Source organism: Oceanobacillus zhaokaii, assembly GCF_003352005.1.
GTDB lineage: Bacteria > Bacillota > Bacilli > Bacillales > Amphibacillaceae > Oceanobacillus > Oceanobacillus zhaokaii.
The window spans coordinates 1,345,681-1,360,628 of sequence record NZ_CP024848.1; the positions used below are offsets into that span (position 1 = coordinate 1,345,681).

A 14,948-nucleotide genomic window follows, 5' to 3' on the forward strand; every position below is an offset into this window, starting at 1 on the left:
TATGAAGAATATATTAGTTAAAGTAATCGCTTTATAATCAAGAGAAGAGGTAATATTGATTTTCATTAAATAAGGAAGTGTTCAAGTATGGAAACTTTACCAAATTGGTTCTGGATTATTTACTATATCTTTCTATTTTTCTCATTAGTAACAGGCTTGATAGGATTGGTTAGACAATGGCTAAGTACGCTTTCCGCTTTTACTATTTCCCTATCGTTACTTGCGCCATTAGTTAGTTTTGTCTATTCAATCCAACGATCAAGCGGCGTAACGGAGCTTGAATATTTAATTGCACAATTGAAAACAGGGGATTTGTGGGCAATATTTATTACTGTCATCTTTTTATATTTAATTGCTTGGAATCTATTTCTATTAACTTATCTTATTATCAAATTGAGCCGAATCCCATCAGTTAAGGAAAAGCTATTGATGGCGAAGAGAAAACTATTAGAGCTTCTGAAAAAGCTTCAATCTAATCGGCAAGATGAGGAAAGTAAATCTGAAGGTGTAAAAAGTGAAAGTAAGTAAAATGTATGAGTAAATAGAGGTGTGAAATGAAAATTTCAGAAATGGAAGCGGAAAAGTTAACGGATGAGCAGAAGACAGCATTACTATATAAAAATATAGAAGATGATCAGGAAAAAGGAGATTGTATCTTTGTTCTAGGAAGCAGCAAAGCAGTTGAGTACCGATTGCCAAGAGCAATTCAGCTGTATAAGGAAGGACGGGCAAAGAAGCTCTTGTTTTCCGGTGGAGTTTCCTGGGAAGATGGTGGTTTAACAGAGGCAGAACTTCTGCGAGATAAAGCACTAGAGTTAGGAGTTCCAGAAGAAGATATTATAATCGAAAATAACTCGAGGCATACGAAAGAAAATGTCCTTGCATCTTTGTTAGTTCTTGACCGAGCATTGGAGCTTCATAACATAAATAGATTGCTAGTAGTAACGACTACTTATCATATTCGCAGAACCCATCTGACACTTAAAACCTATATGCCAAATTGGATAAAGTATTCTTTATGTGCGGTGAATGATCGAACGACAAGAGAAGATAATTGGTTCGAAACCCCGTATGGCAGGGAACGAGTGGAAAAGGAAACTAGTAAAATTATCCACTACGTAAAATTAGGCAGTTTGATTGATGAAGAGATAGAGCTGCCTAAAATCTAAAGGATTCATTTGGGAGATATTAATAAATGGATAAAACAAAAAAGTATCAATTTACTGCAGAAATTAAGTCACATGACAATATGGATGCGGCGTATATTGAATTCCCATTCATTGTAGAGGAAGCTTTTGGTACAAAAGGGCAGGTAAAAGTGAAAGCTTATTTTAATAGATATGAATACAGAGGGTCATTAGTTAATATGGGGCTTGATTATCATTGCATTGGTATTACGAAAAATATCAGAAAGGCAATTAATCGACAGGCTGGGGACACAATTCAAGTAGAATTACAACAGGATTTGGAGCCGCGAATAGTTTTAATTCCTGATGACCTAAATGATGTATTACATGAAAATCCATCTGCAAAAAAGTTTTTTGAGTCACTTTCTTATTCAAATCAAAATCAATATGTTCAATGGATCATTAACGCTAAAAAATTAGAAACACGTAAAAACAGATTACAGCGAACAGTTGAGAATTTGATTAATGGGAAAAAGAGACCTTAGATTTCAATCGATGTGATTGGAATTTAAATCAAGAATAAAATGTTAATAACGGAGTGATACCAATCGATAACAAGCTAATCTCGTTTCCACCAGTTATACCAAATAATCCGAAAGTGTTAATTCTTGGGTCGATGCCAGGTAAAGTTTCACTTGAAAAGCAGGAATATTACGGAAACCCAAGAAATCACTTTTGGCCGATTCTTTTTGAATTATTTAATGAGGAACCTCAAGATGATTATGAAAACAAAATTACATTTGCAAAAAGGCATGAACTTGCATTATGGGATTCAATTGGTTCTTGTTATCGTCAAGGCAGCTTGGATGCAAACATAATGGAAGAAGAACCAAATGATATTCTAGGCTTATTAGAAGAATATCCTTCGATTCGTTTAATTGCTTGTAATGGAACCAAATCATTTAATACATTTAAGAAGAATTTTGACTTAACAGGTTATCCCAATGTTCATGTTATTAAGCTGCCATCAACGAGTCCAATCCCTGGTAAATATACGAAATCATTCAGCGGAAAAGTGGAAGCGTGGCGAGAAATTCTAAGTTACCTCTAGGTATGTTTAAATAAAGGCAGGAAAATGACGTATGAAATTATTTTGGTGTCGCTTTACGATTTTTAGTATATTATGGATTTTTGTTCTTATAATGGATAGTAAACAAGTAGCTGTAAGTATTATTCTTTTTGCTTTGAGTATGGGGATTTACTTCCTTTTATCCATTCATAAGTTTCTTTTAATATTGTATCTTTCATTAGTCTCCATTTTATTCGTTCATGGAATTTTAAATACTAATGATGCAATGCTAAGTGTGATCGTAATTCTATATATATTGATTGATGCTAGTTTTCGTTTAAAAGAGAAACAGTTGGTTAGATATTCTGTTGTTACGATGGTTTTAGCCTTTATCCTATTATTTATTCGTGACGAAGTAAGTCTTGAAAGGCTCATTATGATTGGGTGTTTAGATTTTCTAATCATCACAATTAGCAGAATGACAGAGGAGAGAAGGGAGCAGGCGGAGATTTATGAGCAGTTACGTGGGGAGTATCGGAATTTAAAACGGATGAATCTTACAACTGAAAATAATGCCAGACTGGAAGAACGGACAAAAATTGCTCGTGATATTCACGACTCGGTTGGACATCGGTTAACGGCATTAATAATGAAGTTAGAAATATTAACAATTCAAGACACACATAATAGCTATAGTGAATTAAAGGAAATGGCAAAGGAAAGTCTAGAAGAAACAAGACAAGCAGTAAAGGCACTACAAACAGAAGAGAATGAAGGAATTGCGACGATTGTTCATCTGATTCGTAAGCTTGAAGCGGAGAGTCACATACTTGTGCAGTTTACAATGAAACAAGGAGTTTTGTCTGTGCCGATGTCAAATGATAAAAGCGTTGCACTCTACCGGGTTATTCAAGAATCTTTAACAAATGCGATGCGTCATGCAGGCTCAAGAGAAATACAGGTTATCTTAGGGAAAACAGCAACAGGAGACATTTCTTTTGAAATTACGAATACTGTGTTTGATCCTATTCCTTTTACATATGGTTTTGGTTTAACAAATATGAAGCAGCGGATTGATGGAGTAAAGGGGACACTTACTATCTATCAAACTGTAAATGAATTTGTTGTTGCAGGTAGTATTCCAAGTGAGGAGGAGTAACATGTGGCGCGTATTATTAGTTGAAGATCAGCCAATTGTGAGACAGGGATTAAAGGTCATCTTAGAACAAGACGAAAATATAACAGTCACCCATCAGGCAGAAAACGGGCGGGAAGCAATAGGAATTTTAGAAAAACATCTAATTGATTTTATTATGATGGATATCAGAATGCCTGAAATGAATGGAATAGAAGCAACGAGAAAAATTAAAAAGCAATGGCCAAATATTAAAATCTTAATATTAACTACTTTTAATGATGACGAATATGCATTAAATGCCCTAAAAGAAGGAGCAAATGGCTTTTTATTAAAAACATCGGAACCGAGGAAATTAATCGAAGCAGTATATAGCTGTATGAATGGCGGATTAACGATTCACGATGAAGTAGCTGCGAAAGTAATGCCACGACTATTGCAATCTACCAATAAACCACAGATGGCTATCGAGCTTACACCAAAGGAAATAGCAATAACAAGACTAATTGGTGAAGGAAAAACGAATAAGGAAATTGCAGAAGAGGTTTTTTTATCAATCGGCACGGTAAAAAATTATTTAACAACGATTTTGCAAAAAATAGGATTGCGCGATCGGACACAATTAGCAATCTATGCTGTGAAATATGATATTGGGAATTAAAAATATACTCATGACATAGTAGCAAAACCTCCTCATTTCGGTGAGGAGGTTTTGCTCTTTTATACGAAATGGATAATAGTGATAAGTTGATGTAAAATGCGGACTAGCGAAAATTTTGATTTCAGATCTTTAGAGAAGCTGAATCACTCAAAAGGTTACATTTCTTTACTTCAAATAACATCGTTTGTCAGTGGTAAGTCACTCTCTTATAAATGACTCCTCCAACCCCAGCGGAAGAAATACACGTAGACTCCTGTGGGAAGGCTCGCCAGCTCCCCTAAGGTGCGCGAAGTGTATTTCTGCAGCGAATGGCCCGAGAGCACTCGACACAGTACACTAGTCCGAAGTCTATCTATAAATTGCAGAAAACATTAAGAAAAATTCTTTTTAAAAACAGCTCTGTTCATCAAGAAAAAATGACTTAGGTCATATCGCACACAAATGTTTCATGACTCTAGTCAGTATGCATGATGAGTGATTCATCGTAAACTATAACTAACCGGGGAGGGGATTATTTGCTTGAGTTAGTAGATTTGTCCAAGAAATTTAAACAGATGTATGCAGTGAAAAATTTGAATATGTTCATTGAAAAAGGAGAAATCGTTGGCCTGCTAGGTCCAAATGGTGCAGGAAAGTCAACCGCAATATCAATGCTTTCATCGCTAGTTGAACCAACTGATGGTGATGTACGATTTAATAATAAAAGCATCATTAGAAATCCAGCACCATTACGGAAAGTAATTGGTGTCGTTCCACAGGAAATTGCCCTGTATGAGGATTTAACGGCAGAGGAGAATTTACACTTCTTTGGGAAAATATACCGATTAAAAGGTGTGGCACTGAAACGAAAAGTCGATGAAGTGTTAGAGCAAATCGGGTTAACAGATCGTCGGAAGGACATCGTCAAGACTTTTTCTGGGGGAATGAAGCGCAGACTAAATATTGGAGTTGCAATGCTACACGAACCAGAGTTAATTATTATGGATGAACCAACAGTAGGGATTGATCCTCAATCACGAAATTATATATTGGAAACCGTGAAGAGACTCAATGAAGAGAAACAAATGACCGTAATCTATACGAGTCATTATATGGAGGAAGTAGAGTACCTTTGCGACCGAATTTATATCATGGATAAGGGAAATATGATTGCTTCAGGAACAAAGGATGAAATTAAACGAATATTATCAGCTGAGAAGACCATTTCGATTAAGGCAGAGCATTGGAGTGAAGCATTCATAAATCAACTGAAGCAGAGTCCAACGGTTAATCGCGTTATTAGCGAAGAAAAAGAGATTACCATTATGGTGCCGAAAGAGATTAATATATTTCCAATGTTAATCAAAATGGCAGAGGCTACAGAAGTTGAGCTGAGCTCAGTCGATATTAAAACACCTACACTTGAAGATGTATTTCTTCAACTAACAGGTAGAGCATTAAGAGATTAAGGGGGAGTGAAGATGATTGCTCAAATCGTCAAAAAACAGCTGTTATTATTACTGCGAAGCCCAGTACAACTCCTTCTATTAATTGGTTTACCATTAATTTTAATTGCTATTCTAGGAACAGCATTAGCTAGTTTTATGGAAGGTGGGGCAGTAAAATTTGATTTGAAGGTAGTACTCATAGAGGAAGAAAATGAGGAAGAACAGATTGAACAGTTTATGAAGGACGTCGAGCAGAAAGAATTACCTGCCAAAGTTGTTCAGCAAATTCAATTAAATATTGCTCAAGTAGCACCAATTCAACTGCTCAAACAATCTGTTTTTGGCAATGAGACGGTAAAGGATGTAATCGAGCTTGATATCGCAGCTGCTGAAGATTTAGAAGTGCTGCTTACTGATGATTCCTATACCGCAGTGATCGAAGTACCTAAAGGTTTTACGTATGATATGTTAACTTATATGATGTTCTCAGAGGGAGTTCAGCCATTATTAAAGATATATCAAAATGAAGGAGCATTTAGTTCTAGTATTGTTCAAGGTATGTTAGAGCAATACCAAGAAAAGTTTACGATTGGCCGCTTTATCAGCGAAAATGGATTGGACCAACAGGAGAGTCAGATTGCTGATCAACCTTTTGGTGAAATTGTCTCGATAAACCAAGAGAAACCGATTTCCTCCAAAAACTATTATGCGATTGGAATGGCTGTAATGAATGTTCTATTTATTGCATCGACAATTGGAACGTTTGCATTTCAGGAGAAAAAAAGCCGTGTATTTAATCGAATCATACTTGCCAATGTATCACGATGGACTTATTTTATTGGTGTTTTTCTTTCGGGTACAATCATCAGCTTCTTCCATCTACTGATTATCTTTGGATTTTCTAGAGTATTCTACGGTGTTATTTGGCCTGATCTTATAGCTTTTCTTGTCATTTCATTAGCCTTTGCTATCGCAGTCGGCGGCTTATCTGTCCTACTAACTGCAATATGTTACCGGATAAATTCAGAAATGATTACAAACTTTTTCACAAGTATTGTAGTGACGCTGTTCGCCACTTTAGGTGGAAGCTTCTTTGCGATTGGTGAATTATCATCATTCGTGCAAGTACTAGGTGATTTGACTCCAAATGGTGCGGCAATGGGTGCTTACTTAGCGATTTTAAGAGGGGATAGTATCATGGACATTTCTAGTCACCTTCTATTCTTAGTAAGCTTTGCTATTGTATTAACCATAGTTGCTGCATTTAGTTTTCCGAAAAGGGGGTCGACAGTATGATTGGTATTTTCCAAGCGAAAATTAAAATGTTTATTCGTAATCCTTGGGTATTTATCATCATGACGGCGATGTCCATTGGTTTTGCATGGATCATTGGTGGTACCGGTGCATATACAGCTATTACAATTCCAGTTTATACAACGAGTGATTCGATCAAGAACTCAGTCATTGGCGATATACTTGATGATACAGATGCATACAATTTTGAATGGTTAACCGAAGAGGAAGTAATTGATAAACTATCTAGTAATAAAGCAGAAGTAGGAGTAGCATTGCATGAAAATGACTTCCGGATAATTGTTGGTGTTGAAACGCCTACTAGTAAAATAATGGAACAAACGATTGAAGATGCATATGCAAAGAAGGCACAATTTGAACAAATAGTTGATGCTTCGGGTGCAACTACAGTGGCAGAGAAAGAAGCCGTATTAGATGAGCTGCAGTTATCACTGGAATCGCCAGTGTTTGCAATTGAGTCGAGCAGCTTTAGAGGAACAGATGCCTTTATCTCTGACATTACGATTCACACGATGTTTGGATTTACACTGTTCTTCGTTATATACACGATTGCATACAATGTATTACCGATTCTAGTTGAGAAAAAGGAAGGAATATGGGATCGCGTCATTTTATCCCCAGTGAAGAAATGGGAAATGTATATAGCAAATTTAGTTTACAGTTTCCTTGTAGGATATTTGCAAGTGGTTATTATCTTTTCTGTCTTCCGCTTTGTTGTTGGTGTTGATTTTCACGGGAGATTTATCGAGACCTTGCTACTGATGATGACGTATGTATTCGCAATTGTTGCCCTATCTATTTTATTAACAGCGATTGTTAAAACGGTGGCACAGTTTAATGCAATCCTTCCGATAATTGCGGTAAGCTCAGCTATGATCGGTGGTGCATATTGGCCAATTGAGATTGTTGAATCGAAGCTTTTACTTGGGTTATCTAAGGTGAATCCAGTTACGTATGGGATGGAAATGCTAAACGGGGCTGTTGTTTATCAGTATCCATTAGAAGAGCTTTTATTTCCAATTAGCATTCTACTTATAATGGGTGTAGTATTTATTGGTGTTGGTATTCATTTGATGGAAAAAAGGCATATATAATAATTCACTATTTGACATCAAAGGCCCTTATCTAAATGGTTATCGCTTTTATCGAGTGTTGGATCGTTACTTATTATTTGATTTAAAGTGCGAACTAGGCGCAATGCTGATTGTAGTTAGCGGAAAGTCGCTTCCGCGAGCAACGCGGTCTGCTCCATCGGAAGAAAACCGCTTCCGTTGGATCTTCAGCCGTTGCTATTCCCACGGGACAAGGAATGCTTCGGCAGCGTTACATATTCGTTGGAAAATCGTTCTATATTTTCGAGGAGTCTCCTGTTCCTCGCTACAATCAACAGCCGTAATAGAGCGCAGTCACTCCAGCTTATAAGAACTGGATAATTGCGGTAGACATACAAAACCAGCGTAGTGTATTTTCGGAGCGACCGGCCAGTGAGCAATTGCTCTCCTAACTTAGTTTGCACTTATGTATACTAACAATAAACGATACATTATGAGTCTTATTAGAATACTGCTGCTATGAAACAGAAACTTCTATAATCTACCATCACAATTTACCTTTTCTCTACTATATTTTCTAGTATAATAGAACTAGAGATATAAGGGGATGTTCAAAAAGTCCGGTAAAAATGACACATCGAATTTCTTCGTTGGCTTGCTTTTCGGATACTCACGTATTTAAAGCATACGTTCCGTTCCTCTAAGCTACGCCGTCTCGAACTTCTCAGTCCTTTTTATCCTCCTTTTTGAGCATGCATTATAAGGGAGTGGCTAATTTGTGAAGAAAAATAAGTTATGGATAAGGCTAGGAATAGTCATTCTTAGTCTTCTTCTTATTTTAGATATTGGTGCGGGTTATTTCTTTTATAATCTAGCAATTGACCGGAATGTTAAAGAATTTCTTATTGGCAATGCAGATTTGGAAGTTTCAGCTGAGGCGATGGATGTATTTATTGATGGAGACTGGCGGTCATGGGCTGCTAATCAAGATTTTGAGCAATGGGAAATGGAATCGTACGATGGCTTGAATCTACAAGGATATTATTTGGAAGCAGATGCACCGACAAATAAAACGGTCGTCTTCGCTCATGGATATCTAGGAAGTGCAAGAGATATGGCATTGTTTGGTCAATATTATTATGAAGAACTAGGTTACAATATGTTTACTGCGGATCTTCGGGGCCATGGCCAAAGTGAAGGGGACTATATTGGCTTCGGCTGGCATGATCGATTAGATTATTTAGGCTGGATAAATCGGATTATTGAGGAGCTAGGACCTAAAACAGAAATTGTTTTACATGGCGTCTCCATGGGGGCTGCAACAGTGTTAATGACAAGTGGTGAAGAACTTCCTAGTAATGTAAAAGCAGTTGTGGCTGATAGCCCATATACAAACGTAGCTGATTTATTTGGTTACCAGCTTGAGCGGATGTTTCACTTACCGAAAGTCCCAATCATTCCTACAACTGGGCTAGTAACGAAATTCAAAGCAGGATATACCTTAAAAGAAGCTTCAGCACTGGATCAAGTGAAAAAGGCAACTGTACCAATATTATACATTCATGGCAGTGAAGATGCATTTGTACCGGCAGAAATGGCAAAGGAACTATATGAAAATACAGCTAGTGATGCTGAGCTTCTGCTCGTTGATGGAGCAAGTCATGGTGAATCAATTGTTATCGCTCACGATACATATGTTAAGAAGTTAAGTCAATTTCTAACTAAATATGTAGTAGATTAATATATGTGAAAATATAAGAATTTCGATTTGCTTGTAATATTAGATAAGTTGAGCTACAATCATTTGGACATTTAAATATGAAACGAACCACAGGGGGAGCATATTGCTGAGATTGAGTGGAAATATTCACTTTAACCCTTTGAACCTGTTAGTTAATTCTAGCGTAGGGATGTGGATGAATATTAGAAAACTTGGATGTTAACAAGCTTTTAGGTGACATCCCTAGTTGCACTTATGTAGTGAGAAATCTCTACCAATGAATTCATTCTTATTTTTTATGTTCTCCCGTGGTTTCAATTAATCAAAGGGGAAATTTTTTTATGAACAGAAATCTTATTATGATGATTGAGGCGTCTTTTTTAGCAGTATTTGCACTTATACTAGACTTGCTGCCTTCCATTCGGTTAACACCTGCTGTATCAATTTCGATTGCTATGATACCGATTTTTATTATGGCAATACGCTGGGGGATTAAGGGTGGCCTAATTTCAGGATTCCTTTGGGGATTACTGCAGGTAGTAACAGGTGATGTTTATGTTCTAACGATTTCTCAATTTTTGATTGAATATTTCATTGCCTTTGCTTTTGTTGGGTTTGCAGGCTTATTTTATAAAGCTATTCAATCTGCATTACAGGGTGGATTGAAGAAAAGAGCTGTTTCTTTGATCATTCTCGCTGTCTTTGTCGGCAGTATTGCTCGGTATTTTTGGCATTTTATCGCTGGTGTGATTTTCTGGGGAAGTTATGCACCAGAGGGGATGTCGCCGTATTTATACTCTTTTATCGTTAACGGGGCTACAATGCTAGGTGCTGCTGTTCTTTGTGCGATTGTGCTAGTAATTTTAATTAATGCTGCACCAAGACTTGTATTACGGAAAGTAAACAATCAAATACTGAGTGAATCACTAAATGAGAGTAAAAAGAGGGCATAGGATTGCCTTCTTTTTTTATGAGATTAGGAAAAATGAGTAATCCAAACAATTTTTATTCATTGTATATGCATAATATAGCAGTAAAACTTAATTAAATATGCATAAATATTAATATTATTTTATAAATATACTTGCAAAAAGATACTTGTGAATTTATAATAATGAATAATTCGAAAATACTGAGAGGGGAGATGGGGCGATTGAAAAACGCAGCAATTATAGGTGGAACAGGATATGGCGCAATTGAACTAATTCGATTACTTCATACTCATAAGCATCTGCAAGTGAAAAAAATCATTTCACATTCACAGTTTGGCGAGCATATTACATCTGTTTATCCACATTTGACCGGATTTGTTGAGGAACCAATGGAAAAGTTAAAGATTACAAGCTTGATAGAAGAGGTTGATCTTATATTTTTTGCAACGCCGGCTGGTGTAGCGAAGGATCTTATTCCAAAATTTGCACACTCAAGCGTACAATGCATCGATTTATCAGGGGATTTACGTCTTCACTCGAAGGAGCAATATGAAAAATGGTATGGGAAAGAAGCCGCGCCACAGGAAATATTAAATCAGGCTGTTTATGGATTGTCAGAAATTTATCAAGAACAAGTAAAAGAAGCAAAAATTATTTCGAATCCAGGTTGCTTTCCGACATCTGCTTTGCTTGGGCTAATCCCTGCAATAGAGCAGAAAGTAATTACTCCGAATCATATTGTTATTGACGGAAAAACGGCTGTATCTGGTGCTGGAAGAACGCCAACAGCAACGACACATTTTTCTGAGACGAATGAAAATATTACGCCATATAAAATCGGTAAACATCAACATATACCTGAAATTGATCAAACCTTATCAGAGTTAGCGCAGGAAACTATTTCTACCACATTTACCACCCATCTGATTCCGATGACGCGTGGCTTGATTTGTACAATATATGCTGAACTAGCAAGGGACATAACAACGGAAGAGGTTATCCATCAATATCAAATCTATTATGAGAATCATCCATTTGTCCGAATTAAGGAAATTGGGATTTTTCCTACAACGAAGGATGTTTATGGCAGTAATTTTTGCGATATTGGTTTGCATGTCGATGAGAGGACGAATCAGCTAATCATCGCCTCTGCAATTGACAATCTCGTAAAAGGTGCAGCAGGGCAGGCTATCCAAAACGCAAATTTAATGAATGGATGGGAAATAACAGAAGGATTAGATGCTATTCCTATTTTTCCATAAAGAAAGGGGACCCCAGATGATTGCAACGGAGGCGAAAGCTATTTTAAAAATAGAAGATGGGCATATCACAATGCCGAAAGGATTTTCCGCAGGTGGGCTGCATTGTGGAATAAGAAGAAAAAAATTAGATTTTGGCTGGATTCACTCAGAAAATCCCGCGACAACAGCAGGAGTTTACACATTAAATGCCTTTCAAGCAGCACCACTAAAGATAACGAAGGAATGCATTAATAAAAGCAAGGAAATTCAGACAGTAGTTGTCAATTCGGGAAATGCGAATTCATTTACGGGTAAGCAAGGTTTATTAGATGCATTAGAAATGCAGGAACTGGCTGCGAAGAAAATGGGAGTGGACCTAAAGCATGTTGCTGTAGCATCAACTGGTGTTATTGGCGTTTCCTTGCCAATGGATAAAATACGTACCGGGATCCAGTCAATTGGCAACCCGGATCATGAAGGCGTAGAGAATTTTGAAGAGGCGATTTTAACAACGGATACTGTTACAAAGCATATCGCAGTACAATTAGAGATTGATGGAAAAACGATTACAATAGGTGGCGCAGCAAAGGGATCGGGAATGATCCACCCAAATATGGCGACGATGCTCGGCTTTATTACCACTGACGCTGCAGTTGAAGCTGATAGTTTACAAAATGCGTTACGTACTGTAGTCGATAAGTCATTTAACATGATTACGGTCGATGGAGATAGCAGTACAAATGATATGGTGCTGGTCATGGCAAATGGGCAGCAAAAAAATGAGCCATTAAATGAAGCGCATCCGAAGTGGTTGCTCTTTTTACAAGCTTTACAAATGGTTAGTGAGGGTTTATCCAAGTCAATTGCAGGTGATGGCGAAGGTGCTACTAAATTAATTGAGGCAAATGTAAAGGGAGCACCATCAGAACTTGCGGCGAAGCAGGTGGCAAAAGCAATTATTTCTTCTAATTTAGTGAAGACGGCAGTATATGGTGCAGATCCAAATTGGGGGAGAATCATCACTGCGATAGGATATAGTGAGCAACCGATTAATCCAGATAAAATATGTGTCTCACTTGGAGATATTGAGGTCGTGAGGGATGGTTGTCCAGTAGATTTCGATGAAGCTGATGGAAAGCGCTACTTGGAAAAGGAAACGGTTTTGTTAAATGTCGATTTACAAAATGGAATAGGGGAAGCAACTGCATGGGGATGCGATTTAACCTATGATTATGTAAAAATAAATGCTTCTTACCGAACATGAGGTGATCAGCATGAATGTAATTGTTTTAAAACTTGGTGGAAGTATTATGGCGAAGCTGCCTGAATCATTCTATAAAATATTGGTCGAACTAAAACGATCAGGACAATGCGAGCCAATTATCGTTCATGGTGGTGGGCCAGAAATAAATCAAACATTAAAACGGATGCAAGTGGAAAGTACATTTATTGATGGATTACGTGTGACGACGAAAGAAGTATTAAATGTCGCAGAAATGGTTATGAGCGGTTCAATCAATAAGAAAATCGTCACTGATCTGCTAAAGGCGGGCACCGCGGCAATTGGGATTAGTGGAGTCGATAATTCCCTATTGCAGACTGAACCTATAGATGAAACAGGAAAAATGGGCTATGTCGGAAAGGTGATCAATGTCAATACATCGTTACTCACACATCTCATGAATCATGGCTCCATTCCTGTTATTTCACCAATTGGTATTGATGCTAAAGGGCAACATTATAATATAAATGGTGATATTGCTGCAGCAGCTGTTGCGAGTGCAATAAAAGGGAACCTAGTTTTAATCAGTGACATCCCTGGGGTGATGGAAGATGTTAACAATGAATCAATCATCCATAAACAGCTTACCGAAACAAAGATAGAAGCATTAATCACTGCTGGTGTAATCCATGGCGGAATGATTCCAAAGGTTCGTTCTGCTTTACAAGGATTGGCTGGAGGAGTAGAGGAATCGGTAATTATTAATGGTCTCTCACCAACCGATTTAAAGAGATATATTCAGGGTGAAGAAGTAGGAACCAAAATAATTAAAGAGGAGTTCTATCATGTCTGAAACTTTGCATACAACATCAGCAGTCATGAATACGTATAATCGATTTCCAATCACAATTGTGAAGGGGAAAGGGAGTTATGTTTGGTCTGATAATGGAGCACAATATTTGGATTATACATCTGGTATTGCGACATGTAATTTAGGTCATGTTCCAGAATATGTACAAGTAAAAGTTAAAAATCAGTTGGACCTTCTTTGGCATTGTTCTAACCTTTTTGAAATTCCTGCTCAACAAGAATTAGCACAATTGCTAGTCGATAATAGCTGCTTTGAAAAAGCATTTTTCTGTAATAGTGGTGCAGAGGCGAATGAGGCAGCAATAAAAATTGCGAAGAAGTATGCTAAAGATCATGGAAACGGGAAGCGGGTTGAAATTGTTACTTTTAGTCATTCGTTTCATGGGCGAACTGGATCGACAATGGCTGCAACAGCACAAACAAAAATCCATGAAGGGTTTACCCCATTGACACCTGGTTTTCGCTATTTAACTTTGAATGATTCAAACGCTCTTAAAGAAATTGATAACGGAAAAACTGCTGCAGTACTGCTCGAACTTGTTCAAGGGGAAGGTGGGGTCAACCCAGTTGATATTTCTTGGATTAAGCAGCTTGAAACAATTTGTAAACAGCATGATATTTTATTGATGGTAGATGAGATACAAACCGGAATCGGCAGAACAGGTTCATTATTTTCCTATGAACAATATGGAATTGAGCCGGATGTTATGACTTTAGCAAAAGGTCTGGGCTCAGGAATCGCAATTGGTGCATTGGTCGTAAAAGAGCCGGTAGCTGAATCATTCCAACCGGGAACACATGGTAGTACATTTGGAGGCAATCCAATTGCAATGACTGCAGGAATAGCAACAATCGAAACCTTATTGGAAGAAGAGTTTCTATCAGATGTTGGAAGAAAATCGGAATGGCTCATAACTAGCTTAAAGAAATTGCAAGAATCATATTCTAGTATCGAAGAGATTCGGGGTCTAGGTCTATTAATTGGTGTACAAATGACTGATGCTACGGGAAACTGGATAGCTAAGTTTAGAGAGAAAGGAATCCTTGTATTATCAGCTGGAGAAAATGTATTACGAATTTTACCACCATTAACGACAACAAAAGAAGAGCTAGAGCAATTTATTGCTGCTTTTCAAGAATTACTAATCGAAAATGATAGTCAAACGAGTATATAAGCT

General features: G+C 37.3%; 15 protein-coding genes and 1 riboswitch. All 15 genes read left to right on the plus strand.

Annotated elements, in window-relative coordinates; genetic code table 11:
- The first annotated feature begins 87 nt into the window (after positions 1 to 87).
- The 15 genes from CUC15_RS06810 to CUC15_RS06880 all read left to right on the plus strand — a co-directional run bounded on the left by CUC15_RS06810 (position 88) and on the right by CUC15_RS06880 (position 14,945).
- On the plus strand, positions 88 to 528 hold the full coding sequence (locus CUC15_RS06810) for a hypothetical protein (protein WP_114915933.1): 441 nt from the start codon (positions 88 to 90) through the stop codon (positions 526 to 528).
- A gap of 26 nt (positions 529 to 554) precedes the next feature.
- Positions 555 to 1,169 carry a YdcF family protein gene (locus CUC15_RS06815; RefSeq protein ID WP_114915934.1) on the plus strand — a complete coding sequence of 205 codons (615 nt, stop codon included), beginning with the start codon at positions 555 to 557 and terminating at the stop codon, positions 1,167 to 1,169.
- A 26-nt stretch (positions 1,170 to 1,195) separates the two neighbouring features.
- Positions 1,196 to 1,672, plus strand: coding sequence for a YdeI/OmpD-associated family protein (locus CUC15_RS06820; protein ID WP_114915935.1), 477 nt, complete (start codon positions 1,196 to 1,198; stop codon positions 1,670 to 1,672).
- Between the two features lie 53 nt (positions 1,673 to 1,725).
- Positions 1,726 to 2,238, plus strand: coding sequence for a DNA-deoxyinosine glycosylase (locus tag CUC15_RS06825; protein ID WP_341457195.1), 513 nt, complete (start codon positions 1,726 to 1,728; stop codon positions 2,236 to 2,238).
- Positions 2,239 to 2,269: 31 nt separating this feature from the next.
- Positions 2,270 to 3,355: a sensor histidine kinase gene (locus CUC15_RS06830; protein WP_114915936.1), complete on the plus strand. Its 1,086-nt coding sequence runs from the start codon at positions 2,270 to 2,272 to the stop codon at positions 3,353 to 3,355.
- Between the two features lies 1 nt (position 3,356).
- On the plus strand, positions 3,357 to 3,992 hold the full coding sequence (locus CUC15_RS06835) for a response regulator transcription factor (RefSeq protein WP_114915937.1): 636 nt from the start codon (positions 3,357 to 3,359) through the stop codon (positions 3,990 to 3,992).
- Positions 3,993 to 4,507: 515 nt separating this feature from the next.
- On the plus strand, positions 4,508 to 5,440 hold the full coding sequence (locus CUC15_RS06840; protein ID WP_114915938.1) for an ABC transporter ATP-binding protein: 933 nt from the start codon (positions 4,508 to 4,510) through the stop codon (positions 5,438 to 5,440).
- A 12-nt stretch (positions 5,441 to 5,452) separates the two neighbouring features.
- Positions 5,453 to 6,715 carry an ABC transporter permease gene (locus CUC15_RS06845; RefSeq protein ID WP_114915939.1) on the plus strand — a complete coding sequence of 421 codons (1,263 nt, stop codon included), beginning with the start codon at positions 5,453 to 5,455 and terminating at the stop codon, positions 6,713 to 6,715.
- Entirely contained in the window at positions 6,712 to 7,827 is a 1,116-nt protein-coding gene (locus CUC15_RS06850) for an ABC transporter permease (protein ID WP_114915940.1), read from the plus strand. The genes CUC15_RS06845 and CUC15_RS06850 overlap by 4 nt, the downstream gene beginning before the upstream one ends.
- Before the next feature lie 736 nt (positions 7,828 to 8,563).
- Entirely contained in the window at positions 8,564 to 9,526 is a 963-nt protein-coding gene (locus CUC15_RS06855) for an alpha/beta hydrolase (protein ID WP_114915941.1), read from the plus strand.
- Between the two features lie 82 nt (positions 9,527 to 9,608).
- A riboswitch (TPP riboswitch) is annotated at positions 9,609 to 9,713 on the plus strand.
- A gap of 133 nt (positions 9,714 to 9,846) precedes the next feature.
- Complete coding sequence (gene thiT, locus CUC15_RS06860) at positions 9,847 to 10,458, plus strand: energy-coupled thiamine transporter ThiT (RefSeq protein WP_114915942.1); 612 nt, start codon at positions 9,847 to 9,849, stop codon at positions 10,456 to 10,458.
- 191 nt (positions 10,459 to 10,649) lie between these two features.
- Positions 10,650 to 11,699, plus strand: a complete 1,050-nt coding sequence (gene argC, locus CUC15_RS06865) for an N-acetyl-gamma-glutamyl-phosphate reductase (protein WP_341457196.1) — start codon at positions 10,650 to 10,652, stop codon at positions 11,697 to 11,699.
- 16 nt (positions 11,700 to 11,715) lie between these two features.
- A complete protein-coding gene (gene argJ, locus CUC15_RS06870) occupies positions 11,716 to 12,942 on the plus strand; it encodes a bifunctional ornithine acetyltransferase/N-acetylglutamate synthase (protein ID WP_114915944.1) in 1,227 nt (408 codons plus the stop codon).
- A gap of 10 nt (positions 12,943 to 12,952) precedes the next feature.
- Positions 12,953 to 13,753, plus strand: a complete 801-nt coding sequence (argB, locus tag CUC15_RS06875) for an acetylglutamate kinase (protein WP_114915945.1) — start codon at positions 12,953 to 12,955, stop codon at positions 13,751 to 13,753.
- Positions 13,746 to 14,945, plus strand: a complete 1,200-nt coding sequence (locus CUC15_RS06880; protein WP_114915946.1) for an acetylornithine transaminase — start codon at positions 13,746 to 13,748, stop codon at positions 14,943 to 14,945. The genes argB and CUC15_RS06880 overlap by 8 nt, the downstream gene beginning before the upstream one ends.
- The last annotated feature ends 3 nt before the right edge of the window (positions 14,946 to 14,948 follow it).

What these genes read in the sequence shown, in the direction of transcription:
- CUC15_RS06810 (WP_114915933.1), top strand. Translation starts at nt 88, where the DNA reads ATGGAAACTTTACCAAATTGGTTCTGGATTATTTACTATATCTTTCTA.
- CUC15_RS06815 (WP_114915934.1), top strand. Translation starts at nt 555, where the DNA reads ATGAAAATTTCAGAAATGGAAGCGGAAAAGTTAACGGATGAGCAGAAG.
- CUC15_RS06820 (WP_114915935.1), top strand. Translation starts at nt 1,196, where the DNA reads ATGGATAAAACAAAAAAGTATCAATTTACTGCAGAAATTAAGTCACAT.
- CUC15_RS06830 (WP_114915936.1), top strand. Translation starts at nt 2,270, where the DNA reads ATGAAATTATTTTGGTGTCGCTTTACGATTTTTAGTATATTATGGATT.
- CUC15_RS06835 (WP_114915937.1), top strand. Translation starts at nt 3,357, where the DNA reads ATGTGGCGCGTATTATTAGTTGAAGATCAGCCAATTGTGAGACAGGGA.
- CUC15_RS06845 (WP_114915939.1), top strand. Translation starts at nt 5,453, where the DNA reads ATGATTGCTCAAATCGTCAAAAAACAGCTGTTATTATTACTGCGAAGC.
- CUC15_RS06850 (WP_114915940.1), top strand. Translation starts at nt 6,712, where the DNA reads ATGATTGGTATTTTCCAAGCGAAAATTAAAATGTTTATTCGTAATCCT.
- thiT (WP_114915942.1), top strand. Translation starts at nt 9,847, where the DNA reads ATGAACAGAAATCTTATTATGATGATTGAGGCGTCTTTTTTAGCAGTA.
- argC (WP_341457196.1), top strand. Translation starts at nt 10,650, where the DNA reads ATGGGGCGATTGAAAAACGCAGCAATTATAGGTGGAACAGGATATGGC.
- argJ (WP_114915944.1), top strand. Translation starts at nt 11,716, where the DNA reads ATGATTGCAACGGAGGCGAAAGCTATTTTAAAAATAGAAGATGGGCAT.
- argB (WP_114915945.1), top strand. Translation starts at nt 12,953, where the DNA reads ATGAATGTAATTGTTTTAAAACTTGGTGGAAGTATTATGGCGAAGCTG.
- CUC15_RS06880 (WP_114915946.1), top strand. Translation starts at nt 13,746, where the DNA reads ATGTCTGAAACTTTGCATACAACATCAGCAGTCATGAATACGTATAAT.